The organism is Tabrizicola sp. M-4 (assembly GCF_051132405.1).
In the GTDB taxonomy this organism is placed as follows: Bacteria; Pseudomonadota; Alphaproteobacteria; order Rhodobacterales; family Rhodobacteraceae; genus Paragemmobacter.
In genome coordinates this window covers 127,172-147,010 of sequence record NZ_CP128606.1, presented here as the reverse complement: position 1 = coordinate 147,010, position 19,839 = coordinate 127,172, and the positions used below count along the sequence as shown (strand labels likewise).

Here is a 19,839-nt window from a genome sequence, read left to right as displayed (position 1 = left end):
GGTCGGGGAGAGGGGTCGCGGTTCACACCGCGATGTTGTCGATCAACCGCACCCCGTCCAACCACGCCGCCGCCAGCATCCGGATCGGACGGCCCACATCCGTCACCGGCCCCAGCGTCTCGGCATCGCGAAGCTCGATATATTCCACGCTTTCAAAGCCTTCCGCCATCACCGCCGCCGAGGCCCGCGCCATCGCCTCCGCCTCCGGCACACCCGACCGGAAATCCCGCGCCGCCGCCAGCATCGCGGCATAAAGCGCAGGCGCCCTGTGCCGCCCCGCCGCCGTCAGCCGCACATTGCGCGACGACATCGCCAACCCGTCCGGGTCTCGCACCGTCTCGCAGCCCACCACCGTCACGGCAAGGTTCAGGTCCGCCACCAGCCGCTGCACGACCTGCAACTGCTGCCAATCCTTCTGCCCGAAATAGCCGCGATCCGCCTGCGTCATCCCGAACAGCTTGGTCACCACCGTGGCCACGCCATCGAAATGCCCCGGCCGCAACGCGCCCTCCAAAGGCTCCGACACGCCACCCACCGAAACGGTCGATACGAAACCCGCAGGATAGACCTCTTCCGGCGCGGGACAGAACACCACCTCCACCCCCACCCAGCGCAGCAGGGCGGCATCCGCATCCTCGGTGCGTGGGTATTTCTTCAGGTCGTCGGGATTGTTGAACTGCTTGGGGTTCACGAAGATCGTGGTGATCACCCGCCCGCATTCCGCCTTGGCCCGCCGCGCAAGGCTCAGATGCCCGTCATGCAGCGCGCCCATGGTCGGCACTACGCCCACAACATGCCCCTCGGCCTTCCAGCCGCGCACCACCTCGCGCAACTCGGCCACCGTCCGGATGATGACGGTCACGATTTCACCTGATCCGCGAAACCATGTTCCGGCCCCGGAAAGGCACGGCTGCGCACCTCATCGGCATAGGCCGCGATGGCCTGATCCGCCGCCTGACCAAGTTCTGCATAGCGCTTCACGAATTTGGGCCGGAAGGCGGTGAACATCCCCAGCATGTCGTCGATCACCAGAACCTGCCCGTCGCAATCCACCCCGGCGCCGATTCCGATGGTCGGGATGGTCAACTCCGCCGTGATTCGCGCGGCCAGTCCCACCGGAACCTTCTCCAGCACGATGGAAAAAGCCCCCGCCGCCTCGCAGGCCCGCGCATCGGCCAGCACCTTCGCCGCCTCATCCTCGCGCCCCACGACCTTGTACCCGCCCAGTGTGTTCACCGATTGCGGCGTCAGCCCGACATGCGCCATGACCGGCACGCCCCGCGCCGTCAGGAAGGCGATGGTCTCCGCCATGTGCTGCCCGCCCTCCAGCTTCACCGCAGGCGCGCCCGTCTCGGCCATCAGCCGCGCCGCGTTGCGATAGGCCTGCGCCGGGCCTTCCTCATAGCTCCCGAAGGGCATATCGATCACCGCCATCGCCTTAGACAGGCCCCGCACCACGGCACGGCCATGCAGGATCATCATCTCCAGCGTCACACCGATGGTCGAAGGCATGCCATGCAGAACCATCCCCACCGAATCCCCCACCAGCGCGATGTCGCAATGCGCATCCACAAGCCGCGCCATCGGCGTGGTATAGGCCGTCAGCACGACCAGCGGCACGCCACCCTTGCGGGCCTTGATGTCGGGCGGCAGCACGGGCCGCGTCGGGGCGGTGGCGCTCATGGGCGTCTCCCTTTCACATTCTGCCCGTTATACAGGCACAGCCGCGCCGCGACAGCAAGTTGTCATCGCTGCAACGCGGCATCGCGCGCCCCTTGACCGAAGGTCACCCCTGCCCTCCCATACGGCAATCCACGGATAAAGCAGGAAGGCAAAGCCATGTCCCACCTCCAGAAGGTCACCCGCGACGGCATCCCCCCCGAGGTGGAACGCCCCGATCCCGCCAAGGTCATCGCAGGCGATCCCGTCCATACGACATGGAGCATCGAGGAACGCGGCAACATCTATTCCGGCCTCTGGCAATCGACGCCGGGCAAGTGGCGCGTGTCCTATGGGGAATGGGAATATGTCTACATCCATCAGGGGCATTCGATCCTGACGGATGCCGCAGGCGAGGAAACCCATCTGCGCGCAGGCGACAGTTTCATCATCCGCCCCGGCTATGAAGGCACATGGGAAGTGGTGGAAACCACGCTGAAGGATTACGTCATCATCACCTGACACCGTGCCCCCGAAACGCAAAAGGGGCACCCGCTCAGGTGCCCCTTCTTCCGTTCCGCATGTCCGATCAGCCCGCCGCAGGCGGTGCGACATCGCCCGTCAGTTCCGACAGCGTCGGACATTCCGTCTCGTCGATCCCGCGATTGCGGCAGATCCGCAGGCGGCGGCGTTCGTCCTTGGCGGCCTGCTCCGCAGCCTCCTCGGCGGCGACCCGCGCCTCTTCCGCAGCGCGCACCTCGGCCTCGGCCATGGCGATGCGATCCGCTTCGAATTGCGCGCGGTTCTCGGGCGTGTCGGGCACGGCCCGGCCATAGGCATCGTCCATGTAGGGGCCCTCGGCGGCAAGGCTCTGCTCCAGCGTCCGCACCACGATGCGGTCACCGATCTCGGCATTCTCGAACAGATGGATGGCGTCCTGATTGAACAGACGGATGCAGCCCGCGCTGGTCGCCCGCCCGATGGAGGCATTGTCGATCGTGCCATGGATGCGGAACATGGTGTCCCGCCCGCCGCGATACAGATACAGCGCCCGCGCGCCCAGCGGATTGTCCAGCCCGCCCGGCAGACCACCGGCATATTCGGCGTAAAGGTCGGGCCGCGTGCGCACCATGTTCGCCGTCGGCGTCCATGACGGCCATTCCTGTTTGCGCCCCACATAGCCCGTGCCGCGGAAGGAAATCCCCTCGCGCCCCACGGCGATACCGTAACGCATCGCGCGGCCGCCCTCCTGCACATGATACAGGACGCGCGCATAGGTATCGACGACGATGGTCCCCGGCTCTTCGCTGCCGGCATACTCCACCTCTGCGCGCGGGTTCGCCCCGAACAGGTGCAAAGGCTCCACCGCCGGGATCAGGTATTCCCCATCCTGCACCGCCTGATAATGGGCGGGAACGGCGGGCGCAGGCGCCTCTTCCGTCTTGGGGGCATCGGCGCAGGCGGCAAGCCCCAGAAGGGCAAGCGGGGCAATCAGGCGAAGCAGAAGATTTGGCACGTCCGGGACTCGGTCTATGGCTGGAACTTGGGCCTAAAAGCACTTGCGAATATGTGGACGTCAAGCCCCGCAGGGCTTTGCCCGCCGGATTCCCGGCACCTGCGGGAACAATCGCACGGAATCCACCCGACTTGCCGCCCACGCCTCTCCATGTCACGCATGTCGGCGCAGCGTCCCGCCAGACAGAAGGGGAAACCCATGCGCCCCGGCCCGCGCAACCTGATCACCGATGTTCCAGGCCTGCGCGTGGGCAATGCCCATGACGCGCGCCTGCGGTCGGGCTGCACCGTCCTTGCCGCCGACCGCTCCTTCACCGCCGCCGTCCATGTCATGGGCGGCGCCCCCGGCACGCGCGAGACGGACCTCCTCGCCCCGGAACGCCTCGTGCAACAGGTGGATGCGCTGGTCCTGTCGGGCGGGTCGGCCTTCGGGCTTGATGCCTGTTCGGGCGTGGCTGATGGCCTTCGCGCCATGGGGCGCGGCTTCGCCGTGGGCGATCAGCGCGTCCCCATCGTTCCGGGGGCGATCCTCTTCGACCTGCTGAACGGCGGCGACAAGTCATGGACCCGCAACCCCTATCACGCCCTCGGCCGCGCAGCGCTGGACGCCCTGACCGACAGCCCCGCCCTTGGCAGCACAGGCGCGGGCCATGGCGCCCTGACCGGAAACCTGAAGGGCGGCCTCGGCTCCGCCTCTGCCATCCTCTCCTCTGGCCACACCGTGGGCGCGCTGGTTGCCGTCAACGCGCTCGGCTCTGCCATAGTGGGCGACGGCCCGCATTTCTGGGCCGCCCCGTGGGAGATGGGGGATGAATTCGGCGGCCTCGGCCCCGCATCGGCCCATGACCCCGGTCATGAACCACCCGCGATGAAACGGATGGGAGAAGCCACCACCATCGCCATCGTCGCAACCGACGGCGCCCTGACGCAGGCCGAATGCCTGCGCCTTGCCACCACCGCGCAGGACGGCATGGCCCGCGCCCTCGTCCCGTCGCACACGCCGCTGGATGGGGATCTGGTCTTTGCCGCCTCAACCGGGGCAAGGCCCCTGACGGACCCTGTCACCGACGCCTTCGCCCTTGGCCATGCCGCCGCCTGCTGCCTTGCCCGCGCCATCGCCCGCGCGGTGTTTCTGGCCGAACCGATGCCGGGTGATCGCCAACCCGCCTATCGCGCGCGCTTCACCACCGCGTAAGCGCCGCCTCATCCTCGTCCTTGGCGGCCACCCATGCCGCGCCATCCAGCCCGATTTCCTTCTTCCAGAAAGGCGCGCGGGATTTCAGGTAATCCATCAGGAACTCCGCCGCCGCAAAGGCATCGGCCCGATGCGGCGCGGCGGTCGCCACCATCATGATCGCCTCGCCCACCGCCAACCGCCCATGCCGATGGATCACCAGCGCATCGATCAGGGACCAACGCTCCACCGCCTGCCCCGCGATCCCGGCAATCGCCTTCTCCGTCATCCCCGGATAATGCTCGATCTCCATCGCGGCCATGCCACCATCGCCGCGCACCACGCCGGTGAAGGTGACCACCGCCCCGGCACCGCCGGCACCTGCCGCAAAATCCCGCGCCTCGTCGCCCAGATCGAAAGCCGCCTCCTGCACGACGATCCGCATGGGTCAGCCCCCTGTCATCGGCGGAAAGAACGCAACCTCCCGCACACCCGCCAAGGGCGCATCGAACGAGGCCAACTCCTGATCCAGCGCCACGCGCAGGCTGGCCAGATCGGCGAAGGCCGCCTCATAGCGCTCTTCCCGCGCCCGCAATTCCTCCACCAATTCCATCACCGTGGCGGCGGACGTCTCCACCCGCTCCTTCGGCAGGCCGATGCGTTCCCGCACCCATGCGAAGTACAGGACATCGATCATTTCCCATCCTTCAGGAAAGGCAGCGACTTGCGGAAGTAATCCCATCCGGTGACCAAGGTCAGCACCGCCGCAACCCAGATCAACACCAGCCCCACCAGAGTCGCATAGGACGAACAGCCCCGTGTCCCGCAGGACCGGATCGGATCGGCAAGCCCCTGACTGACCAGATCGGCATATTGCTCCATCGTCAGGCCCTGCCGCGCGATGCCCTCCACATGCTCCAGCCCCGTGCCAAGGAACAGAACCGCAATCGCCACCATCTGCGCCGTGGTCTTCCACTTCGCCAGTTTCGTCACCTTCAGAAGCCCGGCTTTCGCGCCAAGGAACTCCCGCAGGCCCGAAACGAAGACCTCGCGGAACAGGATCGCCGTCACCGGCAGGATCAGCCACGGGTTCATCCCCGAATAGCCCGTGATGATCACCAGCGCGATCACCACCATCGCCTTGTCGGCAATCGGGTCCAGCATCGCGCCGAATTTCGATTCCTGCTTCCAAGCCCGCGCCAGATAGCCATCGAACCAATCCGTCACCGCCGCGCTCACGAAAAGCGCAAGCGCAAGCCAATCCGCCCAAGGCCGGTGGAAATACAGGAACATCACCGCCACGCCGGGCGCCGCCAAAAGACGGATGACCGTCAGGATATTCGGCAAGTTCCAGTTCATGCCCGCAGGGATAGCAGGGGAAAGCGGCAATGTTAAAGAGCAAACGCGCAACCGGGCGGTTGACGCGCGACACGCCCTTGGCTAGCAGGCCGCCTTCACCGACGGAGGCAGGCATGGCGCGGACGAAAAAGGGCAGGGCGGTTTCGGGCTGGCTGATCGTGGACAAACCCGCCGGGATCACCTCCACCGCCGTGGTGAACAAGGTGAAATGGGCGCTCGCCGCGCAGAAGGCGGGCCATGCCGGGACCTTGGACCCCGCAGCGACCGGGGTGCTGGCCGTGGCACTGGGCGAGGCCACGAAAACCGTCCCCCACATCACCGACGCACTGAAATGCTACCGCTTCATGGTCCGTTTCGGCGCGGCCACCACCACCGACGATGCCGAAGGCGACATCCTGGAAACCCGCGACCAACGCCCCGACGATGACGCGATCCGCACGGCACTTGCCGCCTTCCGCGGACAGATCGAACAGGTGCCCCCGCAATTCTCGGCCGTGAAGGTGGATGGCGAACGCGCCTACGACCTCGCCCGCGAAGGCGAACGCCTCGACCTTGCCGCCCGCCCGCTCTGGGTGGAAAGCATCGAACTCATCGACCGCCCCGATCCCGACCACGCCCTTCTGGAAATGGTCTGCGGCAAGGGTGGCTATGTCCGGTCCATCGCCCGCGATCTTGGCCGCGCGCTCGGCTGCCTCGGCCATGTCCTCTGGCTGCGCCGCGAATGGTCCGGCCCCTTCGACGCCGATCAGGGCATCTCGCTGGACGAAATCGACCGCCTCGCCCACACGCCCGACCTCGACGCCCACCTGCAACCCCTTGAACTCGCGCTGCAGGACCTGCCGCAGGTCACGGCCACCCCCGAAGGCGCGGCCCGCATCCGGAACGGCAATCCCGGCATGGTCATCGCCTCCGGTATCGATTGGGGCACCGAGGTCTGGGCCTCCCATCAGGGCCGCGCCATCGCGATCGGGCGCTACCAGTCGGGCGAGTTGCACCCCTCCCGCGTCTTCAATTGACCTTTCCCCTTCGTCTTGGCCCAAATACCCTCGGGGTCCGGGGGTGAAGCCCCGGGGGCCTGCCACAGGCGAAACCGAAAGGGCGAAAAGCGCATGATCACCCGCGACCATCAGAAGGGCGACGCCGCCAGCACCGCCGTCTATTCCCCCTGCGAACGCTATCGCTATCTGCTGACCCGCATCTGGAATCCGGCAGGCCCCAAGGCGCTGTTCGTCATGCTCAACCCCTCCACCGCGACCGAATTCCAGAACGATCCCACCGTCGAACGCTGCGAACGCCGCGCCCGCGCGCTTGGCTTCGGGGCCTTCCGCGTGACCAACATCTTCGCCTTCCGCGCCACCGACCCCCGCGTCATGCGCGCCGAACCCGATCCCGTGGGTCCCGGCAATGACGCCGCCATCCGCGACAGCGCCACAGGCTGGGCCGACACCATCATCTGCGCATGGGGCACCCATGGCACCCACCTGAACCGCGGCCCGCAGGTCGAAGCGCTGCTGCGCGCCACGGGGCAGCCGCTCTTCACCCTCGGCCTGTCCAAGGACGGCCATCCAAAGCACCCGCTCTATATCGGATACGACCAGCAACCGCAGGCTTGGCCATGACCGAAATCGCAGGCTTCACCCGCCGCGGCATCGCCCTTCCCGGCATCACCCTTTCGGTGCAGGAGGCCGGCGAAGGCCCGCCCCTCATCCTGCTCCACGGTTTCCCTGAAAACGGCCTCTGCTGGGCCAAGGTCGCCCCGGCCTTCGCCCGCCATTTCCGCGTGATCATCCCCGATCTGCGCGGCTATGGGCAAAGCGACGCGCCGCCCGATGACGCCACCCACGAAGCCTATTCCAAACGCCGCATGGCCGCCGACATCGTCGCGCTGATGGATCACCTGAACATCCCCGCCGCCGATATCCTCGGCCATGACAGGGGCGCGCGGGTGTCCTATCGCCTCGCCCTCGATCACCCCACCCGCCTGCGACGGCTGGGCATCATCGAAATCGCGCCCACAGCGGAATACTGGGATGCCTGGGGCTATGACCTCGCCATGTCCGCATGGCATTGGACCTTCCTCGCACAGCCTGCCCCCGTCCCCGAACGCATGATCGGCTCCGACCCCGTCGCATGGCTGGACCACACGCTGCAGGGATGGACGCGGGCGAAGACGCTCGATTGCTTCCCACCCGCCTCGCTCGCGGCCTATCGCGCTCAGGCGCTGGACCCCGCGCGCATCCATGCCATGTGCGCCGATTACCGCGCCGGGGCCACCACCGACCGCGCGCATGACATGGCCGACCGCGCCGAAGGACGCCGCATCACCGCACCCCTCCATTTCCTCTGGGGCCACCACGGCTTCCCCGCCCGCACCGGCGACCCCGCCGGGATCTGGCGCCGCTGGGCCGACAGGGTGACCGACGCCTCCTGCGACACCGGCCATTTCGTGATGGAGGAAAACCCGCAAGCCGTGCTGGACGCCTTCCTTCCCTTCTTCACCGCGCCTCAAACGGGCCTGATCTGAATATCCGCCAAGGTCAGACCCGCCCCATCCGCCACCCGCGCCAGCACCTGCCCATCCAGCAGGATCAGGGCATCCGCCCCATCGACCTGCAGACTGACCTCCGGCTCCTCCTGCCCCTCCATCGGGTCATAGACGACCACAAGCCGATCCTCGCGCCCGTCATAATCGGCAATCACCGATGTGCCCCCCACCGCCACCTCGAACAGGTCCGCCCCCGCACCGCCCGTGGCATGGGTCTCTCCCGACAGGCGCAGAACGTCGTTCCCCTCCCCGGCATTCAGGTAATCCCGCCCCGCGCCGCCATCCATCCGGTCATCTCCCGCCCCGCCATCCAGCGTGTCGTTCCCGGCATCGCCCGCCATCCAGTCGTCGCCCTCGCCGCCGGCCAGCCAGTCATCCCCGCCGCCACCCTGCAACGCATCCGCACCCTCGCCACCCAGCACCGTGTCATGCCCAAGACCACCCGCGATGCTGTCCGCCCCTGCGCCGCCATGCAGCCGGTCATCGCCGGGCCAGCCATAGATCGTATCATCTCCCGCATCGCCCATGACCTGATCCGCGCCACCGCCCCCGACAAGGTGATCATCCCCTGCCCCGCCGTTCAGATCGTCCTCTCCGACGCCACCCAGCAAGGTGTCATCCCCGTCTGACCCGGCAAGCGCATCCCGCGCCTCGCCACCGCTCAGCCAGTCATCCCCCGAACCGCCATTCAGGATATCGCTTCCCGCCGTCCCGCCCATGAAGAGCGGCGGATCGATCTCGTCGTCGATATCGTCGCTGAAGGGCATGCCCTCATCGGACGGTTCTGTTGGCCTGCCCGCGCGCCCGGCATCCGCATCACCGCCTTGGGGTGCGTCATCTGGATCGGCGGCATCATCTGTCGTGGGCGAGGCCAGATACCCCGCCATGAATAGACCGAACAAGCCCAGCAGGCCGAACATTGCCGCAACCCTTACCATACACACGGGCACGCCCCGAACGGAATGCGCCCTACCCCAAGAATATTTTGCCAGAATCACCCGTTCGAATCCATCACCGCACCCAGCTTTCTACCGCTTTGGTAAATGCCCCCCGCCTTTCCCGCTTCCCATGCGCGCGGATTTCCCCTATACGCCCGCATCCGCTGCCGACTCGGCCGCGCGATAGCACTGGCCTTGCTGGACGACATCCCGGCTTGCGCCTTCACCCCTTGGATACAGGAGATATCCGATGTCGATCACCGTCGAAGAAAAGACCCGCCTCATCAAGGAATACGCGACCAAGGAAGGCGACACCGGTTCGCCCGAAGTTCAGGTTGCGATCCTCTCGTCGCGCATCGCGACGCTGACCGAGCATTTCAAGACCCACAAGAAGGACAACCACTCCCGCCGTGGCCTTCTGATGCTGGTCGCCCAGCGCCGCAAACTGCTGGACTACCTCAAGGCCAAGGACGAGGGCCGCTATGCGACCCTGATCTCGCGCCTCGGCCTGCGCCGCTGATCCATCGGCAGCAATCCTGAAGGAAACGCCCGCGCCCAATGGCCGCGGGCGTTTTCGTTTCATTCAGAAACCAGCATGCGCCAATTGCTGCGTATCGACGGCACCCGCAGCACCTCAAGCAAGATCTCGCTGCGATAGATCACCAGATGCGCCCTGTAGGGATGCAGGCGAACCGGCGGACGAAACTCCTCGTGCAAGCGGCTGATTTCCGGGTAGTCGCACAACAGCCTCATAAGGTCATCCAGCCCGTTCAGATAAGCCTCGGTCTGAGCGCGGCCCCAACGGGAAACCCCGAAACTCCAAATCTCTGCCAAGTCGGCCCTTGCCGCAGGACGCAGGAGGATCTTCCGCGTCACTTCGCCTTCTGCTCGGCGATGAAGGACGACATGTCGAAAAGCTCTGCCTCACCGCTTGCAATGGCCTGATCGACAAGATCCTGAACTTCCACGACGGCCTCTAGCCTTTGCTGATCCTTGCGCAGCAGATCGCGCACATAATCACTGACATTCGCATAGCGCCCACTCTGCGCCTGCGACTCTGCAAAGGCCTTCATCTGATCGGGAAGCGAAATGTTCATCGTTGCCATGTCGCCAATCTGCCAGAATGGCAAAGCTTGTCAATCTTCATGCAAATCTGTGTCCTTCCCAAACCCCCGCTTTTCCTGTATGCGCCCCGCATCTGCGACGTGAGGCCATGCCCCCGGCCACATGCGAAGGATAGGGGGCGGCGGCAATGGGGCCGCCATGCAAACGGAGGGACGGCAGGGGCCGTTGCCTCCAGATAGGATCCGCTGATGTTCAACGTTATCAAGAAATCCATCCAGTGGGGCGGTGAGACGCTCACGCTGGAAACCGGGAAGGTTGCCCGTCAGGCCGACGGCACCGTGATCGCCACGCTGGGCGAAACCTCCGTCATGGCCAACGTGACCTTCGCGAAAAGCGCGAAGCCGGGTCAGGACTTCTTCCCCCTGACCGTCCACTACCAGGAAAAATACTACGCCGCCGGCAAGATCCCGGGCGGCTTCTTCAAGCGCGAGGCGCGTCCTTCGGAAAAGGAAACGCTGACGTCCCGCCTGATCGACCGTCCCTGCCGCCCGCTGTTCGTCGACGGCTTCAAGAACGAAGTCCTCGTCATGGCGACGGTGCTGTCGCATGACCTCCACAACGAACCCGATATCGTGGCGATGATCGCGGCCTCCGCCGCCCTCACCATCTCGGGCGTGCCCTTCATGGGCCCCATCGGTGCGGCCCGCGTCGGCTTCTCCAACGGCGAATACGTTCTGAACCCGTCGGTGGACGATCTGCAGAACCTGCGGAACAACCCCGACCAGCGCCTCGACCTCGTCATCGCCGGCACCAAGGACGCCGTGATGATGGTGGAATCCGAAGCCTATGAACTGACCGAAGCCGAAATGCTCGGCGCAGTGAAGTTCGGCCATGCGGCGATGCAGCCGGTGATCGACCTGATCATCGACCTTGCCGAAGACGCCGCCAAGGAACCCTTCGACTTCACGCCGCCGGACTACTCGGCCCTGTACTCCCGCGTCAAAGCGGCGGGTGAGGCGCAGATGCGCGCCGCCTTCGCGATCAAGGACAAGCAGGACCGCACCAACGCGATCTCTGCCGCCGTCGACGCGATCCGCGCCGCCCTGTCCGACGAAGACAATGCCGACGCCAACCTCGGCGCGGCGATCAAGAAGCTGGAATCCTCCATCCTGCGCGGCGACATCATCAACGGTGGCGCGCGCATCGACGGCCGCGACAACAAGACCGTGCGTCCGATCGTGTCGGAAACCGGCGTCCTGCCGCGCACCCATGGTTCGGCTCTGTTCACCCGCGGTGAAACGCAGGCGCTGGTCGTCACCACGCTGGGCACCGGCGAGGATGAGCAGATCATCGACGCCCTGCATGGCAATTCGCGCTCGAACTTCCTGCTGCATTACAACTTCCCGCCCTACTCGGTCGGCGAAGTCGGACGCGTGGGTTCGCCCGGACGCCGCGAAATCGGCCACGGCAAGCTGGCATGGCGCGCTCTGCAGGCCGTGCTGCCTGCGCCGACCGACTTCCCCTACACCATCCGCGTCGTGTCCGAGATCACGGAATCGAACGGCTCCTCCTCGATGGCTTCCGTCTGCGGCGGCTCGCTGTCGATGATGGACGCGGGCGTTCCGCTGAAGGCTCCGGTCGCGGGTGTCGCGATGGGCCTGATCCTCGAAGACGATGGCCGCTGGGCCGTGCTGACCGACATCCTCGGCGACGAGGACCACCTCGGCGACATGGACTTCAAGGTGGCGGGGACCGAAAACGGCATCACCTCGCTCCAGATGGACATCAAGGTCGCGGGCATCACGCCCGAGATCATGGAACAGGCGCTGGCACAGGCCAAGGACGGCCGCCTGCACATCCTGGGCGAGATGAACAAGGCGCTCTCCGCGCCGCAGGGCTTCTCGGAATACGCGCCCAAGATCGAAACGCTGACCATCCCCACCGACAAGATCCGCGAAGTGATCGGCTCGGGCGGCAAGGTCATCCGCGAGATCGTGGAAACCTCGGGTGCCAAGGTCGACATCAACGACGACGGCGTGATCAAGATCGCCTCCTCCTCGGCCGATGCGATCAAGCGCGCCTATGACATGATCTGGTCGATCGTGGCCGAACCCGAGGAAGGCCACATCTACACCGGCCGCGTGGTCAAACTGGTCGACTTCGGCGCCTTCGTGAACTTCTTCGGCAAGCGCGACGGTCTGGTCCACGTATCTCAGATCGCCAACAAGCGCCTGAACCACCCGAACGAGGTGCTGAAGGAAGGTCAGGAAGTGAAAGTGAAACTCCTCGGCTTCGACGACCGCGGCAAGGTCCGGCTCGGCATGAAGATGGTCGATCAGGAAACCGGCGAAGAGATCGTCGAGAAGAAGGGCGAAGACGCCGAAGCGTGATTGCCTTCGACTGAACCAAGAGAGGCCCCGGCAACCTTTGCCGGGGCCTTTCCTTTTCCCGCCACCCGCAACGCTGCATGGTTTTCAAGCCCCGCGTGACCTGCTACCCCACCCGCCAAGGAAAGGGCGAATGATGCAGGGCAACTGGCGGTCGGTCACGGCGGCGGAACAATCCACGCAGGATGCGGATGCATCCCTTCCCTTCGGCCATTTCGCTCCGAACCTGCTGCAACGCGCGCTGATCGCGCTTTGCCGCGCCACGATCCTCAAACGCGGCCTGTTCCGCGCGACGATGACCCGCCTCATCCTCGCCCTCGGGCGCGGCACGCTCGACATCCGCTTCCGCGGCGCGGCCTACCGCATCCGAGGCGAACAGAACCTCATCGAATATGGGCTTCTGTTGGTGCCAACCTACAACGGGCAGGATATCGACTTCCTGCTGCAAGATGCGCCGCAAGATGCCGGCTTCGTCGATCTTGGCTGCAATATCGGCCTCTATTCCCTGCCCCTCGCCGTTGCCCGCCCGCAGGGCCGTGTCCTTTCCATCGATGCCAATCCCAAGATGATCACCCGCATCCGCTGGAACGCCTCAGCCACCGGGCTTGCCAACCTCACCCCCATCCATGCCGCCGTTTCCGACACCGACGGACGCGGCGATCTGGTGATCCGCAAGGACGATGTCGCCATCGTCGCCGTACAGGAAAGCGCGGTCGGCGAAATGCCGATCCGCACGCTGTCCTCCCTTGTCTCCGACGCCGGAATGACCGCCATCCACGGATTGAAGATCGACATCGAAGGCCATGAGGACCGCGCCCTCGTCCCGTTCCTCGACAACTGCCCACCGGTGATGAAACCCCGCCGCATCGTCATCGAACACCCGGAACCCCAGGCCGATTACCCCGGCTGCACCGCCGCCTTCGCCCGCCACGGCTATCGCCTGATGGGGCGCAACCGGAACAACTCGCTTTACGCCCTCGCCCCATGACCCCCCCGGATGACCAACCCGCCATCGCGGTGATCCCCTATCTCGAACGGCTTCCCGAAGGCCTGCCGAACCTGCCGCTCGACCGGCTGGATTGGCCGCTGGGCCGCCCGGCCCGGCTGGCCCATGGCACGGTGGCAGACATGGCGTCGACCGACCACCTGATCACCTACCCCAAGACACGCCTCTACTTCACCCCACGCGGTCGCAGGACGGCAAAGCTGTCCCTGATGATCGTCGAACCCGACGCCGTTCACGCCAAACACCTGCGCCTCGCCCGCCTCTTCAACCGCCGCTTCTTCCGCGTGTTGACCAAGAATGAGGTGCTTTTGCGCGCCATCCCGAACGGCGAGAAATTCATCGCCGGCTTTTCCTTCGTTGCCCCCAGCACCCGTATTCCCGCCGAAAAGACGCAGATGACCTCCATCATCGCATCGGCCAAGCGCACCTACGAAGGCCACCGCCTGCGCCATGCCGTGATCGACGCCGCCCGTGCCCAAGGCCTTCCGCTCGAAGTGATGGGGCGCGGCTACCGCCCCATCGAGGACAAGACCGAGGGCCTCGCCCCCTTTCGCTACACGGTGGTGATCGAAAACTCGCGCGAAGCCTCCTACATCACCGAAAAGCTGATCGACGCCCTCCGCTGCCGATCCACCCCCATCTACTGGGGCGCGCCGGATGTAGGGGAGATTTTCGATCGGGCGGGCATCATCGAATGCAGCTCACGCGACGACATCCTCGCGGCTCTCCGCCAGACATCTGCGGAAGACTACGACAGCCGCCGCGCCGCTATCGAGGCGAACGCCCACCTTGCCGACCACTATGCCGACATGCACCGTCGTGCGGCAGAAATCATACAGGGTGCCATCTAAATCCGCATCCACTCCGGCGGGCAGATGTCAGGGTTGTCCAAACGCGGATCGGCGAACCATCGCGCAGGGGCGACCACCACCTTGTCGGGTGACGGGTTGCGCCACGCGCCCCACCACGAAAAACTGGAATTCGCAATGATGTGGTGGCGGCAGGCCCCCATCAACCGAAGATCCTCCACCGCAGCCGAAGCGGAGTTATGGTCCAGCACCACCATTTCCGCCCCTGGTCTCAGGTTGTCGCGCGCCCAGATCGGATCGTCGGAAAAGACGAACAGCAAGGGGTCGATCCGCGCCCTCTCGCGGATCCGTTCAACGGCGCGCGCATAGTAGGCCGCATCGCAGGTGCCATGCACTGCCGCCCCCTTGGCCGAACCCACATAATCCCCCCGCCGCACATGCAAGGAAACCGCGCGCGGCTCTGCCTCCATCCGATCCAGCCAACGGGCATTCTCACCCTCCGGCGCTGCAAGAATGCGCAGATCCTCGCGGATGACCGCCGCTTGATCACGGAAATACCCCTCGCTTTGGAAATAGCCATGCAGATAGCAGTCATCCCCCGCCGAAAGCACGTCCGGGTTCAAACCCAGCCCCCGCTCGCGCAGGAAGCGCGGTCGCATCAGCCCGGCCCTCCAAAGCGCATAGGGGATCATCCGCCCGCGCGCCGGTGGCAATTCATCCTGCTCCCCGGTCCGCGCCGATATGGCAAACCGATCCAGCCCATAGACAGCATGCGCCGCCCCCCGCGCCAATTCGCGCGTATCCAGCACCACGTCCACCCCATGCCGGAGCGCCAAAGCCCGCGCACAGGCATATTGGAACAACTGGTTTCCAAGGCCGCCGACGAGGCGCACGAAGATCATGCCCGTTTTGTCTCCGGTTGTTATGCACCAAGACGGCGCATCAACCATCTGCACCCGCATTTCATGATAAACAAGGGTCCAATGTCATGCTAAGCGCAGCGCGAAGGCAGCATTGGAACAGCCCAGATGTACTTGGTCCGCTATTACGCAAAACGGCTGCGAACCCTGCGCGGAAAGACGATCGTCCACGTCGGCGCCCACAAAGGGCAGGAGGCCGCGCTCTATGAACGCTGGGGTGCGGCACGCGTGATCTGGGTGGAGGCGGATCCAGATACGGCGAGGGCACTCCGATCCCATCTCTCCGCTCGCAGCGGTCAAGGCGAGGGTTGGCTCTCCCGCCTTCTGCGTTTCCCTCCGACCCGTCATGACGTCGTCGAAGCCCTGATCGGCGATGAGGACGGCAAGCAAACTGATTTCTTCGTCTTCTCAAACGATGGCGAGTCCAGTTCGATCTTCCGCAAAGCGCAACTCGAAGAGGACCGGCACGCGAATGTCATGGAAACTGGTCAGGTCAGGCAGTTGGCAATGCGGACACTGGACAGCCTTCTGACGGAAAACGGTATCCCGCTGAACACCGTCGACGTCCTGACCCTAGATGTGCAGGGGGCCGAGTTGCTCTGTCTCAAGGGCGCAACGGCACTCTTGCGACATATCCACCTACTGGAGGCCGAAGTATCGCAAATCCAATGGTATGATGGTGGTGTCCTCTTGCCAGAACTGGACTCTTGGCTGGGCGCGCATGGCTTCCGTCGCAGGACTTGGGTCCGGCGCCGGATGATGAACGCCGTATACCGCAACACGCGGCGTCAGCGCTGACCCATCCGCGCCCTCGCCTCGGCGACATGGGCGCGGATCGCGCGGCGATAGGACGCGCGGTGCCAGCTCTTGGCAACCTGCCCCCACAAGGCCGCACCCTTCTTCTGGATCGTCGTCCCCCCCGCCGCGGCGGTGTCATCGCGAACACCGGACGGATCGACGCACAAAATCCGCTGGTTCGTGACGCCAAGCAGTTGCACCACACCGTCAACCGGTCGATCAAACCGCTCCGTCACCGCCAGCATCCGCGCCGACGCTCCTGAACCGATGAGCTGCGCCGAAAGACGCACAGGGGGGATTTCCGGCTCCAGAATGCGGAAATCGCCCACCGCATGGATCACTGCACCCTCGACGGGCCGCGTCTGGAACTCCACCCAATCCCCGGGGCCCATCCAACCCAGCGCAGCCTCCACCGCAGCCGGAAACACCACCGGGTCAAGCACCACATCATCCTCGAACACCAACCCGACATCTGCGCCGCTTTCGACGATGGCCTGCCACGCCCTCCGATGGCTCAGGAAACAGCCGATCTCCCCCCGGCTGATCGCAAAGGGATAGCGCGGTTGCAGCAGATCATGCGGCTGATAAACGGATCTTATGGTGGCCTCGTCCAGCGTCGCCCCGTCCACCGCGTCGATCACCTGTACAGGAACAGGCGACAGGCGCTGCAAAGCCGCCACATGCCCGCGCCGCCGCTCCGCCCGCGCCAGATGGATCACGAAACCTGCCGCGCGCATCCCTCACGCCTCGCGCAGGGTATCGGAGTTCTGCAGAAACCAGCGATAGGTTCCTTCGATCCCCTCGCGCAGCCCCGTCCTCGCCCGCCATCCCATGGATGCCAAACGCGACACGTCCATCAGCTTGCGCGGCGTTCCGTCCGGCTTCGTCGCATCAAAGACCAGCCGTCCCTTGAACCCCGTCACCTCGGCCAGCAACTCGGCCAGTTCGCGGATGGACACATCCTCACCGGTTCCAACGTTGATATGGCTCAGCATCGGCCGGGTATTGGCCTCATAGGTCGCCGGATCAAGGTTCATCACGAACAGACTCGCCTCGGCCATGTCGTCCACATGAAGGAATTCGCGCCGTGGCGTGCCGGTGCCCCAGACCACCACCTCGTCCCGCCCCTCCCGAACCGCCTCATGGAACCGGCGCATCATCGCGGGCATCACATGGCTGTTCGCCGGATGGAAATTGTCCCCCGGCCCATACAGGTTCGTGGGCATGACCGACCGGTAATCCGTCCCATGCTGACGGTTGTAGCTTTCGCACAGCTTGATCCCCGCGATCTTGGCAATCGCATAGGGCTCGTTTGTCGGCTCCAGCACGCCTGTCAGTAGCGCCTCTTCGGCCATTGGCTGCGTGACGGCGCGCGGATAGATACACGACGACCCCAGAAACAGCAGCCTCTGCACTCCGGCGGCAAAGCTCTGATGGATCACATTGCATTCCATCATCAGATTTTCGTAAATGAAATCCGCTGGATAGGTGTTGTTGGCATGGATGCCCCCCACCTTGGCCGCCGCCAGAATCACGGCATCCGGCCGTTCGGCCTGCAGGAAACCGCGCACCGCCGCCTGATCTGTCAGATCCAGCTCTGCATGGGTGCGGGTCACCGTCGCCACACCCTGCGCCTGCAAGCACCGCAGGATCGCGCTGCCCACCATACCCCGATGGCCCGCCACATAGACCTTCATTCGTCTCTCCCTTCGCCCCCGCCTCAGGCTCGGTGCACGGCGACGTAATTCGTCGTCGAAAAGAACTCGTCCCGTTCGCGATAATGTTCCAGCCGCTGCGGACCAAGCGGCGTGATCCGATAAAGATCGAACCCCGCTTCGGTGAACAGATACCAGAAGTCGCGGAAATAGGTCCGCGTGTCGATATTCGCCCCGCCAAACTCGAACTGCACCGCCCGAACCGAGGGGAGGGCCGCCCCAAACCCCTGCAGGGCCGCCAGCTCATGCCCTTCGATATCGATCTTCACAAGGTCGATCGCCCGCCCGCCCAGCGTTTCGCGCCAGTAATCCTCGACCCGCAGGGTGCGGATCACCTCCTGCTCGGCAAAGGGGATGCCCAGATGATCCAGCTTGCGCATCGAAAGACTCGTCAGCCCCGACCCCGGCGCATTGGAATAGATCGGCGCCTCACCCGCGCGGTCGGACACGGCGAAAGGTACCACCGTCACGCCTGATCCCGCCCCGAACCGCGCCTGCAGCTTGGCGATATTCATCGAAGACGGCTCGAACACATGCACCTCCAGCCCCGGAAACCGCGCCTTCAGCCCTGCCGAATACTCCCCGACATTCCCGCCGATATCCAAGGCCAGCTTCGGCGCCCCGCCCGCCAGCCCGGCCAGCACCGCCACCTCGCGCGCAATGGAATGGGACCCGCTGCCCTTGCCCTGCACCTTGCAGGCCAGTTTTTCCACCCCGGCCGCCAGTCCCAGCATTGCCCCCTTCATCGCCTATCCTTCCAGCGACACGGGCAGATCCAGCCCATGCTCTTTCAGCAGCCGATGCCGCCGCGCCGTCCGCAAGTCTTCGGCAACCATCTCGCGACACATCTCTTGCGCGGTGATCTGCGGCGTCCAGCCCAGCTTTTCCTTCGCCTTGGTCGGATCGCCCAGCAAGGTCTCCACCTCGGCAGGCCGGAAATAGCGCGGGTCGATCCGCAGAACCACCTGCCCCGGCTTCACCGCAGGCGCATGGTTGGACGTTACGGCATCCACCACCGCAACCTCATCCACGCCCGCCCCTTCGAAGCGCAGCTTAATCCCCAACTCGGCGGCACTCCACTGGATGAACTCCCGTACGGAATACTGCACCCCCGTCGCGATGACGAAATCCTCCGGCACCTCCTGCTGCAACATCATCCACTGCATCCGGACGTAATCCTTCGCATGTCCCCAATCGCGCAGCGCGTCGATGTTGCCCATATATAGGCAATCCTCCAGCCCCTGCGCGATATTGGCCAAGCCCCGCGTGATCTTGCGCGTCACGAAAGTCTCGCCCCGCCGCGGACTTTCGTGATTGAAGAGGATGCCGTTGCAGGCATAGATCCCATAGGCCTCGCGGTAATTCACCGTGATCCAATAGGCATACATCTTCGCCACCGCATAAGGGCTGCGCGGATGGAACGGCGTCGTCTCGCGCTGCGGCACCTCCTGCACCAGCCCGTAAAGCTCGGAGGTGGAGGCCTGATAGAAGCGCGTCTTCTTCTCCAGCCCAAGGAAGCGGATCGCCTCCAACAGCCTCAGCGTGCCGATCGCATCCACATCCGCCGTATACTCCGGCGCCTCGAAACTCACTGCCACATGGGATTGCGCACCAAGGTTATACACCTCATCCGGCTCCACCTCGCGCAGGATGCGCGTCAGGTTTGACGTATCCGTCAGATCGCCGTAATGCAGCTTCAGCTTGGGGTTCGGATTGTGCGGATCCTGATAGATGTGATCGATCCGCCCCGTGTTGAACAAGGACGCCCGCCGCTTGATCCCGTGGACCTCATAGCCCTTCTCCAGCAGAAACTCCGCCAGATAGGATCCATCCTGCCCGGTGATCCCGGTGATCAGTGCGCGTTTCATAGCTTGTCTTCCGTGCTGGCAGTCGTGGCCCGAACGAGCATCCTAGTAGCCGCTTGCTGGATCATTCGCAAAGGCAAACAC

At 64.9% G+C, this 19,839-nt stretch carries 24 protein-coding genes; 10 read left to right on the top strand and 14 right to left on the bottom strand.

The genetic code is table 11. The annotated features are described in order from the left end of the window. Positions 1-22: 22 nt before the first annotated feature. Positions 23-862, bottom strand: a complete 840-nt coding sequence (gene panC, locus TabM4_RS00745) for a pantoate--beta-alanine ligase (RefSeq protein ID WP_434617010.1) — start codon at positions 860-862, stop codon at positions 23-25. After that, positions 859-1,683 (bottom strand): 3-methyl-2-oxobutanoate hydroxymethyltransferase, encoded by an 825-nt coding sequence (gene panB, locus TabM4_RS00740; protein WP_434617007.1) that lies wholly within the window; start codon positions 1,681-1,683, stop codon positions 859-861. Before panB ends, panC begins: the two co-directional genes overlap by 4 nt. A gap of 156 nt (positions 1,684-1,839) precedes the next feature. On the opposite strand from panB, the gene TabM4_RS00735 reads away from it, so the two are divergent. Beyond that, positions 1,840-2,181 carry a cupin domain-containing protein gene (locus tag TabM4_RS00735; protein WP_434617004.1) on the top strand — a complete coding sequence of 114 codons (342 nt, stop codon included), beginning with the start codon at positions 1,840-1,842 and terminating at the stop codon, positions 2,179-2,181. A gap of 67 nt (positions 2,182-2,248) precedes the next feature. Here TabM4_RS00735 and TabM4_RS00730 read toward each other — a convergent pair whose 3' ends face one another. Continuing rightward, positions 2,249-3,175, bottom strand: coding sequence for a L,D-transpeptidase (locus TabM4_RS00730; RefSeq protein ID WP_434617001.1), 927 nt, complete (start codon positions 3,173-3,175; stop codon positions 2,249-2,251). Positions 3,176-3,373: 198 nt separating this feature from the next. Between TabM4_RS00730 and TabM4_RS00725 the strand changes: the two genes are divergently transcribed. Further along, a complete protein-coding gene (locus TabM4_RS00725; RefSeq protein WP_434621860.1) occupies positions 3,374-4,369 on the top strand; it encodes a P1 family peptidase in 996 nt (331 codons plus the stop codon). Here the strand turns inward: TabM4_RS00725 and TabM4_RS00720 are convergent. The 3 genes from TabM4_RS00720 to pgsA are packed head-to-tail and all read right to left on the bottom strand — an operon-like array spanning position 4,356 to position 5,707. Beyond that, positions 4,356-4,793 (bottom strand): molybdenum cofactor biosynthesis protein MoaE, encoded by a 438-nt coding sequence (locus tag TabM4_RS00720; RefSeq protein ID WP_434616998.1) that lies wholly within the window; start codon positions 4,791-4,793, stop codon positions 4,356-4,358. The genes TabM4_RS00725 and TabM4_RS00720 overlap by 14 nt on opposite strands. A 3-nt stretch (positions 4,794-4,796) precedes the next feature. Next, the gene (gene moaD, locus TabM4_RS00715) at positions 4,797-5,045 is read right to left on the bottom strand and encodes a molybdopterin converting factor subunit 1 (protein ID WP_434616996.1); all 249 of its coding nucleotides are present in this window, start codon (positions 5,043-5,045) and stop codon (positions 4,797-4,799) included. Further along, positions 5,042-5,707: a CDP-diacylglycerol--glycerol-3-phosphate 3-phosphatidyltransferase gene (pgsA, locus tag TabM4_RS00710; protein WP_434616993.1), complete on the bottom strand. Its 666-nt coding sequence runs from the start codon at positions 5,705-5,707 to the stop codon at positions 5,042-5,044. Before pgsA ends, moaD begins: the two co-directional genes overlap by 4 nt. Positions 5,708-5,820: 113 nt before the next feature. Here pgsA and truB point away from each other — a divergent pair, with 113 nt between their 5' ends. The 3 genes from truB to TabM4_RS00695 all read left to right on the top strand — a co-directional run bounded on the left by truB (position 5,821) and on the right by TabM4_RS00695 (position 8,231). Next, entirely contained in the window at positions 5,821-6,723 is a 903-nt protein-coding gene (truB, locus tag TabM4_RS00705; protein WP_434616990.1) for a tRNA pseudouridine(55) synthase TruB, read from the top strand. 93 nt (positions 6,724-6,816) lie between these two features. Next, the gene (locus tag TabM4_RS00700) at positions 6,817-7,326 is read left to right on the top strand and encodes a DUF1643 domain-containing protein (RefSeq protein WP_434616987.1); all 510 of its coding nucleotides are present in this window, start codon (positions 6,817-6,819) and stop codon (positions 7,324-7,326) included. Then, positions 7,323-8,231 (top strand): alpha/beta fold hydrolase, encoded by a 909-nt coding sequence (locus TabM4_RS00695; protein WP_434616984.1) that lies wholly within the window; start codon positions 7,323-7,325, stop codon positions 8,229-8,231. The genes TabM4_RS00700 and TabM4_RS00695 overlap by 4 nt, the downstream gene beginning before the upstream one ends. Here TabM4_RS00695 and TabM4_RS00690 read toward each other — a convergent pair. Further along, positions 8,213-9,172: a calcium-binding protein gene (locus TabM4_RS00690; protein ID WP_434616981.1), complete on the bottom strand. Its 960-nt coding sequence runs from the start codon at positions 9,170-9,172 to the stop codon at positions 8,213-8,215. The two genes, TabM4_RS00695 and TabM4_RS00690, sit on opposite strands and share 19 nt — an antisense overlap. Before the next feature lie 268 nt (positions 9,173-9,440). On the opposite strand from TabM4_RS00690, the gene rpsO reads away from it, so the two are divergent. Continuing rightward, positions 9,441-9,710, top strand: a complete 270-nt coding sequence (gene rpsO / locus TabM4_RS00685) for a 30S ribosomal protein S15 (protein WP_434616978.1) — start codon at positions 9,441-9,443, stop codon at positions 9,708-9,710. A 59-nt stretch (positions 9,711-9,769) separates the two neighbouring features. Here rpsO and TabM4_RS00680 read toward each other — a convergent pair whose 3' ends face one another. After that, a complete protein-coding gene (locus TabM4_RS00680) occupies positions 9,770-10,066 on the bottom strand; it encodes a type II toxin-antitoxin system RelE/ParE family toxin (protein WP_434616975.1) in 297 nt (98 codons plus the stop codon). Next, the gene (locus TabM4_RS00675; RefSeq protein ID WP_434616972.1) at positions 10,063-10,296 is read right to left on the bottom strand and encodes a type II toxin-antitoxin system ParD family antitoxin; all 234 of its coding nucleotides are present in this window, start codon (positions 10,294-10,296) and stop codon (positions 10,063-10,065) included. Before TabM4_RS00675 ends, TabM4_RS00680 begins: the two co-directional genes overlap by 4 nt. Before the next feature lie 207 nt (positions 10,297-10,503). Here TabM4_RS00675 and pnp point away from each other — a divergent pair, with 207 nt between their 5' ends. The 3 genes from pnp (at position 10,504) to TabM4_RS00660 (ending at position 14,499) form a co-directional block, all read left to right on the top strand. After that, the gene (pnp, locus tag TabM4_RS00670) at positions 10,504-12,645 is read left to right on the top strand and encodes a polyribonucleotide nucleotidyltransferase (protein WP_434616969.1); all 2,142 of its coding nucleotides are present in this window, start codon (positions 10,504-10,506) and stop codon (positions 12,643-12,645) included. A 130-nt stretch (positions 12,646-12,775) separates the two neighbouring features. Further along, positions 12,776-13,630 (top strand): FkbM family methyltransferase, encoded by an 855-nt coding sequence (locus tag TabM4_RS00665; protein WP_434616966.1) that lies wholly within the window; start codon positions 12,776-12,778, stop codon positions 13,628-13,630. Next, positions 13,627-14,499, top strand: a complete 873-nt coding sequence (locus TabM4_RS00660) for a glycosyltransferase family 10 domain-containing protein (protein ID WP_434616963.1) — start codon at positions 13,627-13,629, stop codon at positions 14,497-14,499. Before TabM4_RS00665 ends, TabM4_RS00660 begins: the two co-directional genes overlap by 4 nt. Here the strand turns inward: TabM4_RS00660 and TabM4_RS00655 are convergent. Then, positions 14,496-15,359: an alpha-1,2-fucosyltransferase gene (locus TabM4_RS00655; RefSeq protein WP_434616960.1), complete on the bottom strand. Its 864-nt coding sequence runs from the start codon at positions 15,357-15,359 to the stop codon at positions 14,496-14,498. The two genes, TabM4_RS00660 and TabM4_RS00655, sit on opposite strands and share 4 nt — an antisense overlap. A 132-nt stretch (positions 15,360-15,491) precedes the next feature. Here TabM4_RS00655 and TabM4_RS00650 point away from each other — a divergent pair, with 132 nt between their 5' ends. After that, positions 15,492-16,175: an FkbM family methyltransferase gene (locus tag TabM4_RS00650; RefSeq protein WP_434616957.1), complete on the top strand. Its 684-nt coding sequence runs from the start codon at positions 15,492-15,494 to the stop codon at positions 16,173-16,175. Here TabM4_RS00650 and TabM4_RS00645 read toward each other — a convergent pair. Genes TabM4_RS00645 through gmd form a run of 4 tightly spaced genes read right to left on the bottom strand, consistent with a single transcriptional unit; the run spans position 16,166 to position 19,758 of the window. Beyond that, entirely contained in the window at positions 16,166-16,912 is a 747-nt protein-coding gene (locus TabM4_RS00645) for a glycosyltransferase family 25 protein (RefSeq protein ID WP_434616954.1), read from the bottom strand. The genes TabM4_RS00650 and TabM4_RS00645 overlap by 10 nt on opposite strands. Before the next feature lie 3 nt (positions 16,913-16,915). Beyond that, positions 16,916-17,872, bottom strand: a complete 957-nt coding sequence (gene fcl, locus TabM4_RS00640; protein ID WP_434616951.1) for a GDP-L-fucose synthase — start codon at positions 17,870-17,872, stop codon at positions 16,916-16,918. Between the two features lie 23 nt (positions 17,873-17,895). Further along, positions 17,896-18,636 carry an FkbM family methyltransferase gene (locus TabM4_RS00635; protein WP_434616948.1) on the bottom strand — a complete coding sequence of 247 codons (741 nt, stop codon included), beginning with the start codon at positions 18,634-18,636 and terminating at the stop codon, positions 17,896-17,898. 3 nt (positions 18,637-18,639) lie between these two features. Then, entirely contained in the window at positions 18,640-19,758 is a 1,119-nt protein-coding gene (gene gmd, locus TabM4_RS00630; RefSeq protein WP_434616945.1) for a GDP-mannose 4,6-dehydratase, read from the bottom strand. Between the last annotated feature and the right edge of the window lie 81 nt (positions 19,759-19,839).

Bases quoted from the DNA above. Each gene is read 5' to 3' on its own strand.
- TabM4_RS00690 (WP_434616981.1), bottom strand. From the start codon at position 9,172: ATGTTCGGCCTGCTGGGCTTGTTCGGTCTATTCATGGCGGGGTATCTG.
- TabM4_RS00655 (WP_434616960.1), bottom strand. From the start codon at position 15,359: ATGATCTTCGTGCGCCTCGTCGGCGGCCTTGGAAACCAGTTGTTCCAA.
- TabM4_RS00645 (WP_434616954.1), bottom strand. From the start codon at position 16,912: ATGCGCGCGGCAGGTTTCGTGATCCATCTGGCGCGGGCGGAGCGGCGG.
- TabM4_RS00725 (WP_434621860.1), top strand. From the start codon at position 3,374: ATGCGCCCCGGCCCGCGCAACCTGATCACCGATGTTCCAGGCCTGCGC.
- pnp (WP_434616969.1), top strand. From the start codon at position 10,504: ATGTTCAACGTTATCAAGAAATCCATCCAGTGGGGCGGTGAGACGCTC.
- TabM4_RS00700 (WP_434616987.1), top strand. From the start codon at position 6,817: ATGATCACCCGCGACCATCAGAAGGGCGACGCCGCCAGCACCGCCGTC.
- TabM4_RS00695 (WP_434616984.1), top strand. From the start codon at position 7,323: ATGACCGAAATCGCAGGCTTCACCCGCCGCGGCATCGCCCTTCCCGGC.
- fcl (WP_434616951.1), bottom strand. From the start codon at position 17,872: ATGAAGGTCTATGTGGCGGGCCATCGGGGTATGGTGGGCAGCGCGATC.
- gmd (WP_434616945.1), bottom strand. From the start codon at position 19,758: ATGAAACGCGCACTGATCACCGGGATCACCGGGCAGGATGGATCCTAT.
- panB (WP_434617007.1), bottom strand. From the start codon at position 1,683: ATGAGCGCCACCGCCCCGACGCGGCCCGTGCTGCCGCCCGACATCAAG.
- TabM4_RS00675 (WP_434616972.1), bottom strand. From the start codon at position 10,296: ATGGCAACGATGAACATTTCGCTTCCCGATCAGATGAAGGCCTTTGCA.
- TabM4_RS00660 (WP_434616963.1), top strand. From the start codon at position 13,627: ATGACCCCCCCGGATGACCAACCCGCCATCGCGGTGATCCCCTATCTC.
- moaD (WP_434616996.1), bottom strand. From the start codon at position 5,045: ATGATCGATGTCCTGTACTTCGCATGGGTGCGGGAACGCATCGGCCTG.
- TabM4_RS00665 (WP_434616966.1), top strand. From the start codon at position 12,776: ATGATGCAGGGCAACTGGCGGTCGGTCACGGCGGCGGAACAATCCACG.
- rpsO (WP_434616978.1), top strand. From the start codon at position 9,441: ATGTCGATCACCGTCGAAGAAAAGACCCGCCTCATCAAGGAATACGCG.
- truB (WP_434616990.1), top strand. From the start codon at position 5,821: ATGGCGCGGACGAAAAAGGGCAGGGCGGTTTCGGGCTGGCTGATCGTG.
- TabM4_RS00635 (WP_434616948.1), bottom strand. From the start codon at position 18,636: ATGAAGGGGGCAATGCTGGGACTGGCGGCCGGGGTGGAAAAACTGGCC.
- pgsA (WP_434616993.1), bottom strand. From the start codon at position 5,707: ATGAACTGGAACTTGCCGAATATCCTGACGGTCATCCGTCTTTTGGCG.
- TabM4_RS00735 (WP_434617004.1), top strand. From the start codon at position 1,840: ATGTCCCACCTCCAGAAGGTCACCCGCGACGGCATCCCCCCCGAGGTG.
- TabM4_RS00720 (WP_434616998.1), bottom strand. From the start codon at position 4,793: ATGCGGATCGTCGTGCAGGAGGCGGCTTTCGATCTGGGCGACGAGGCG.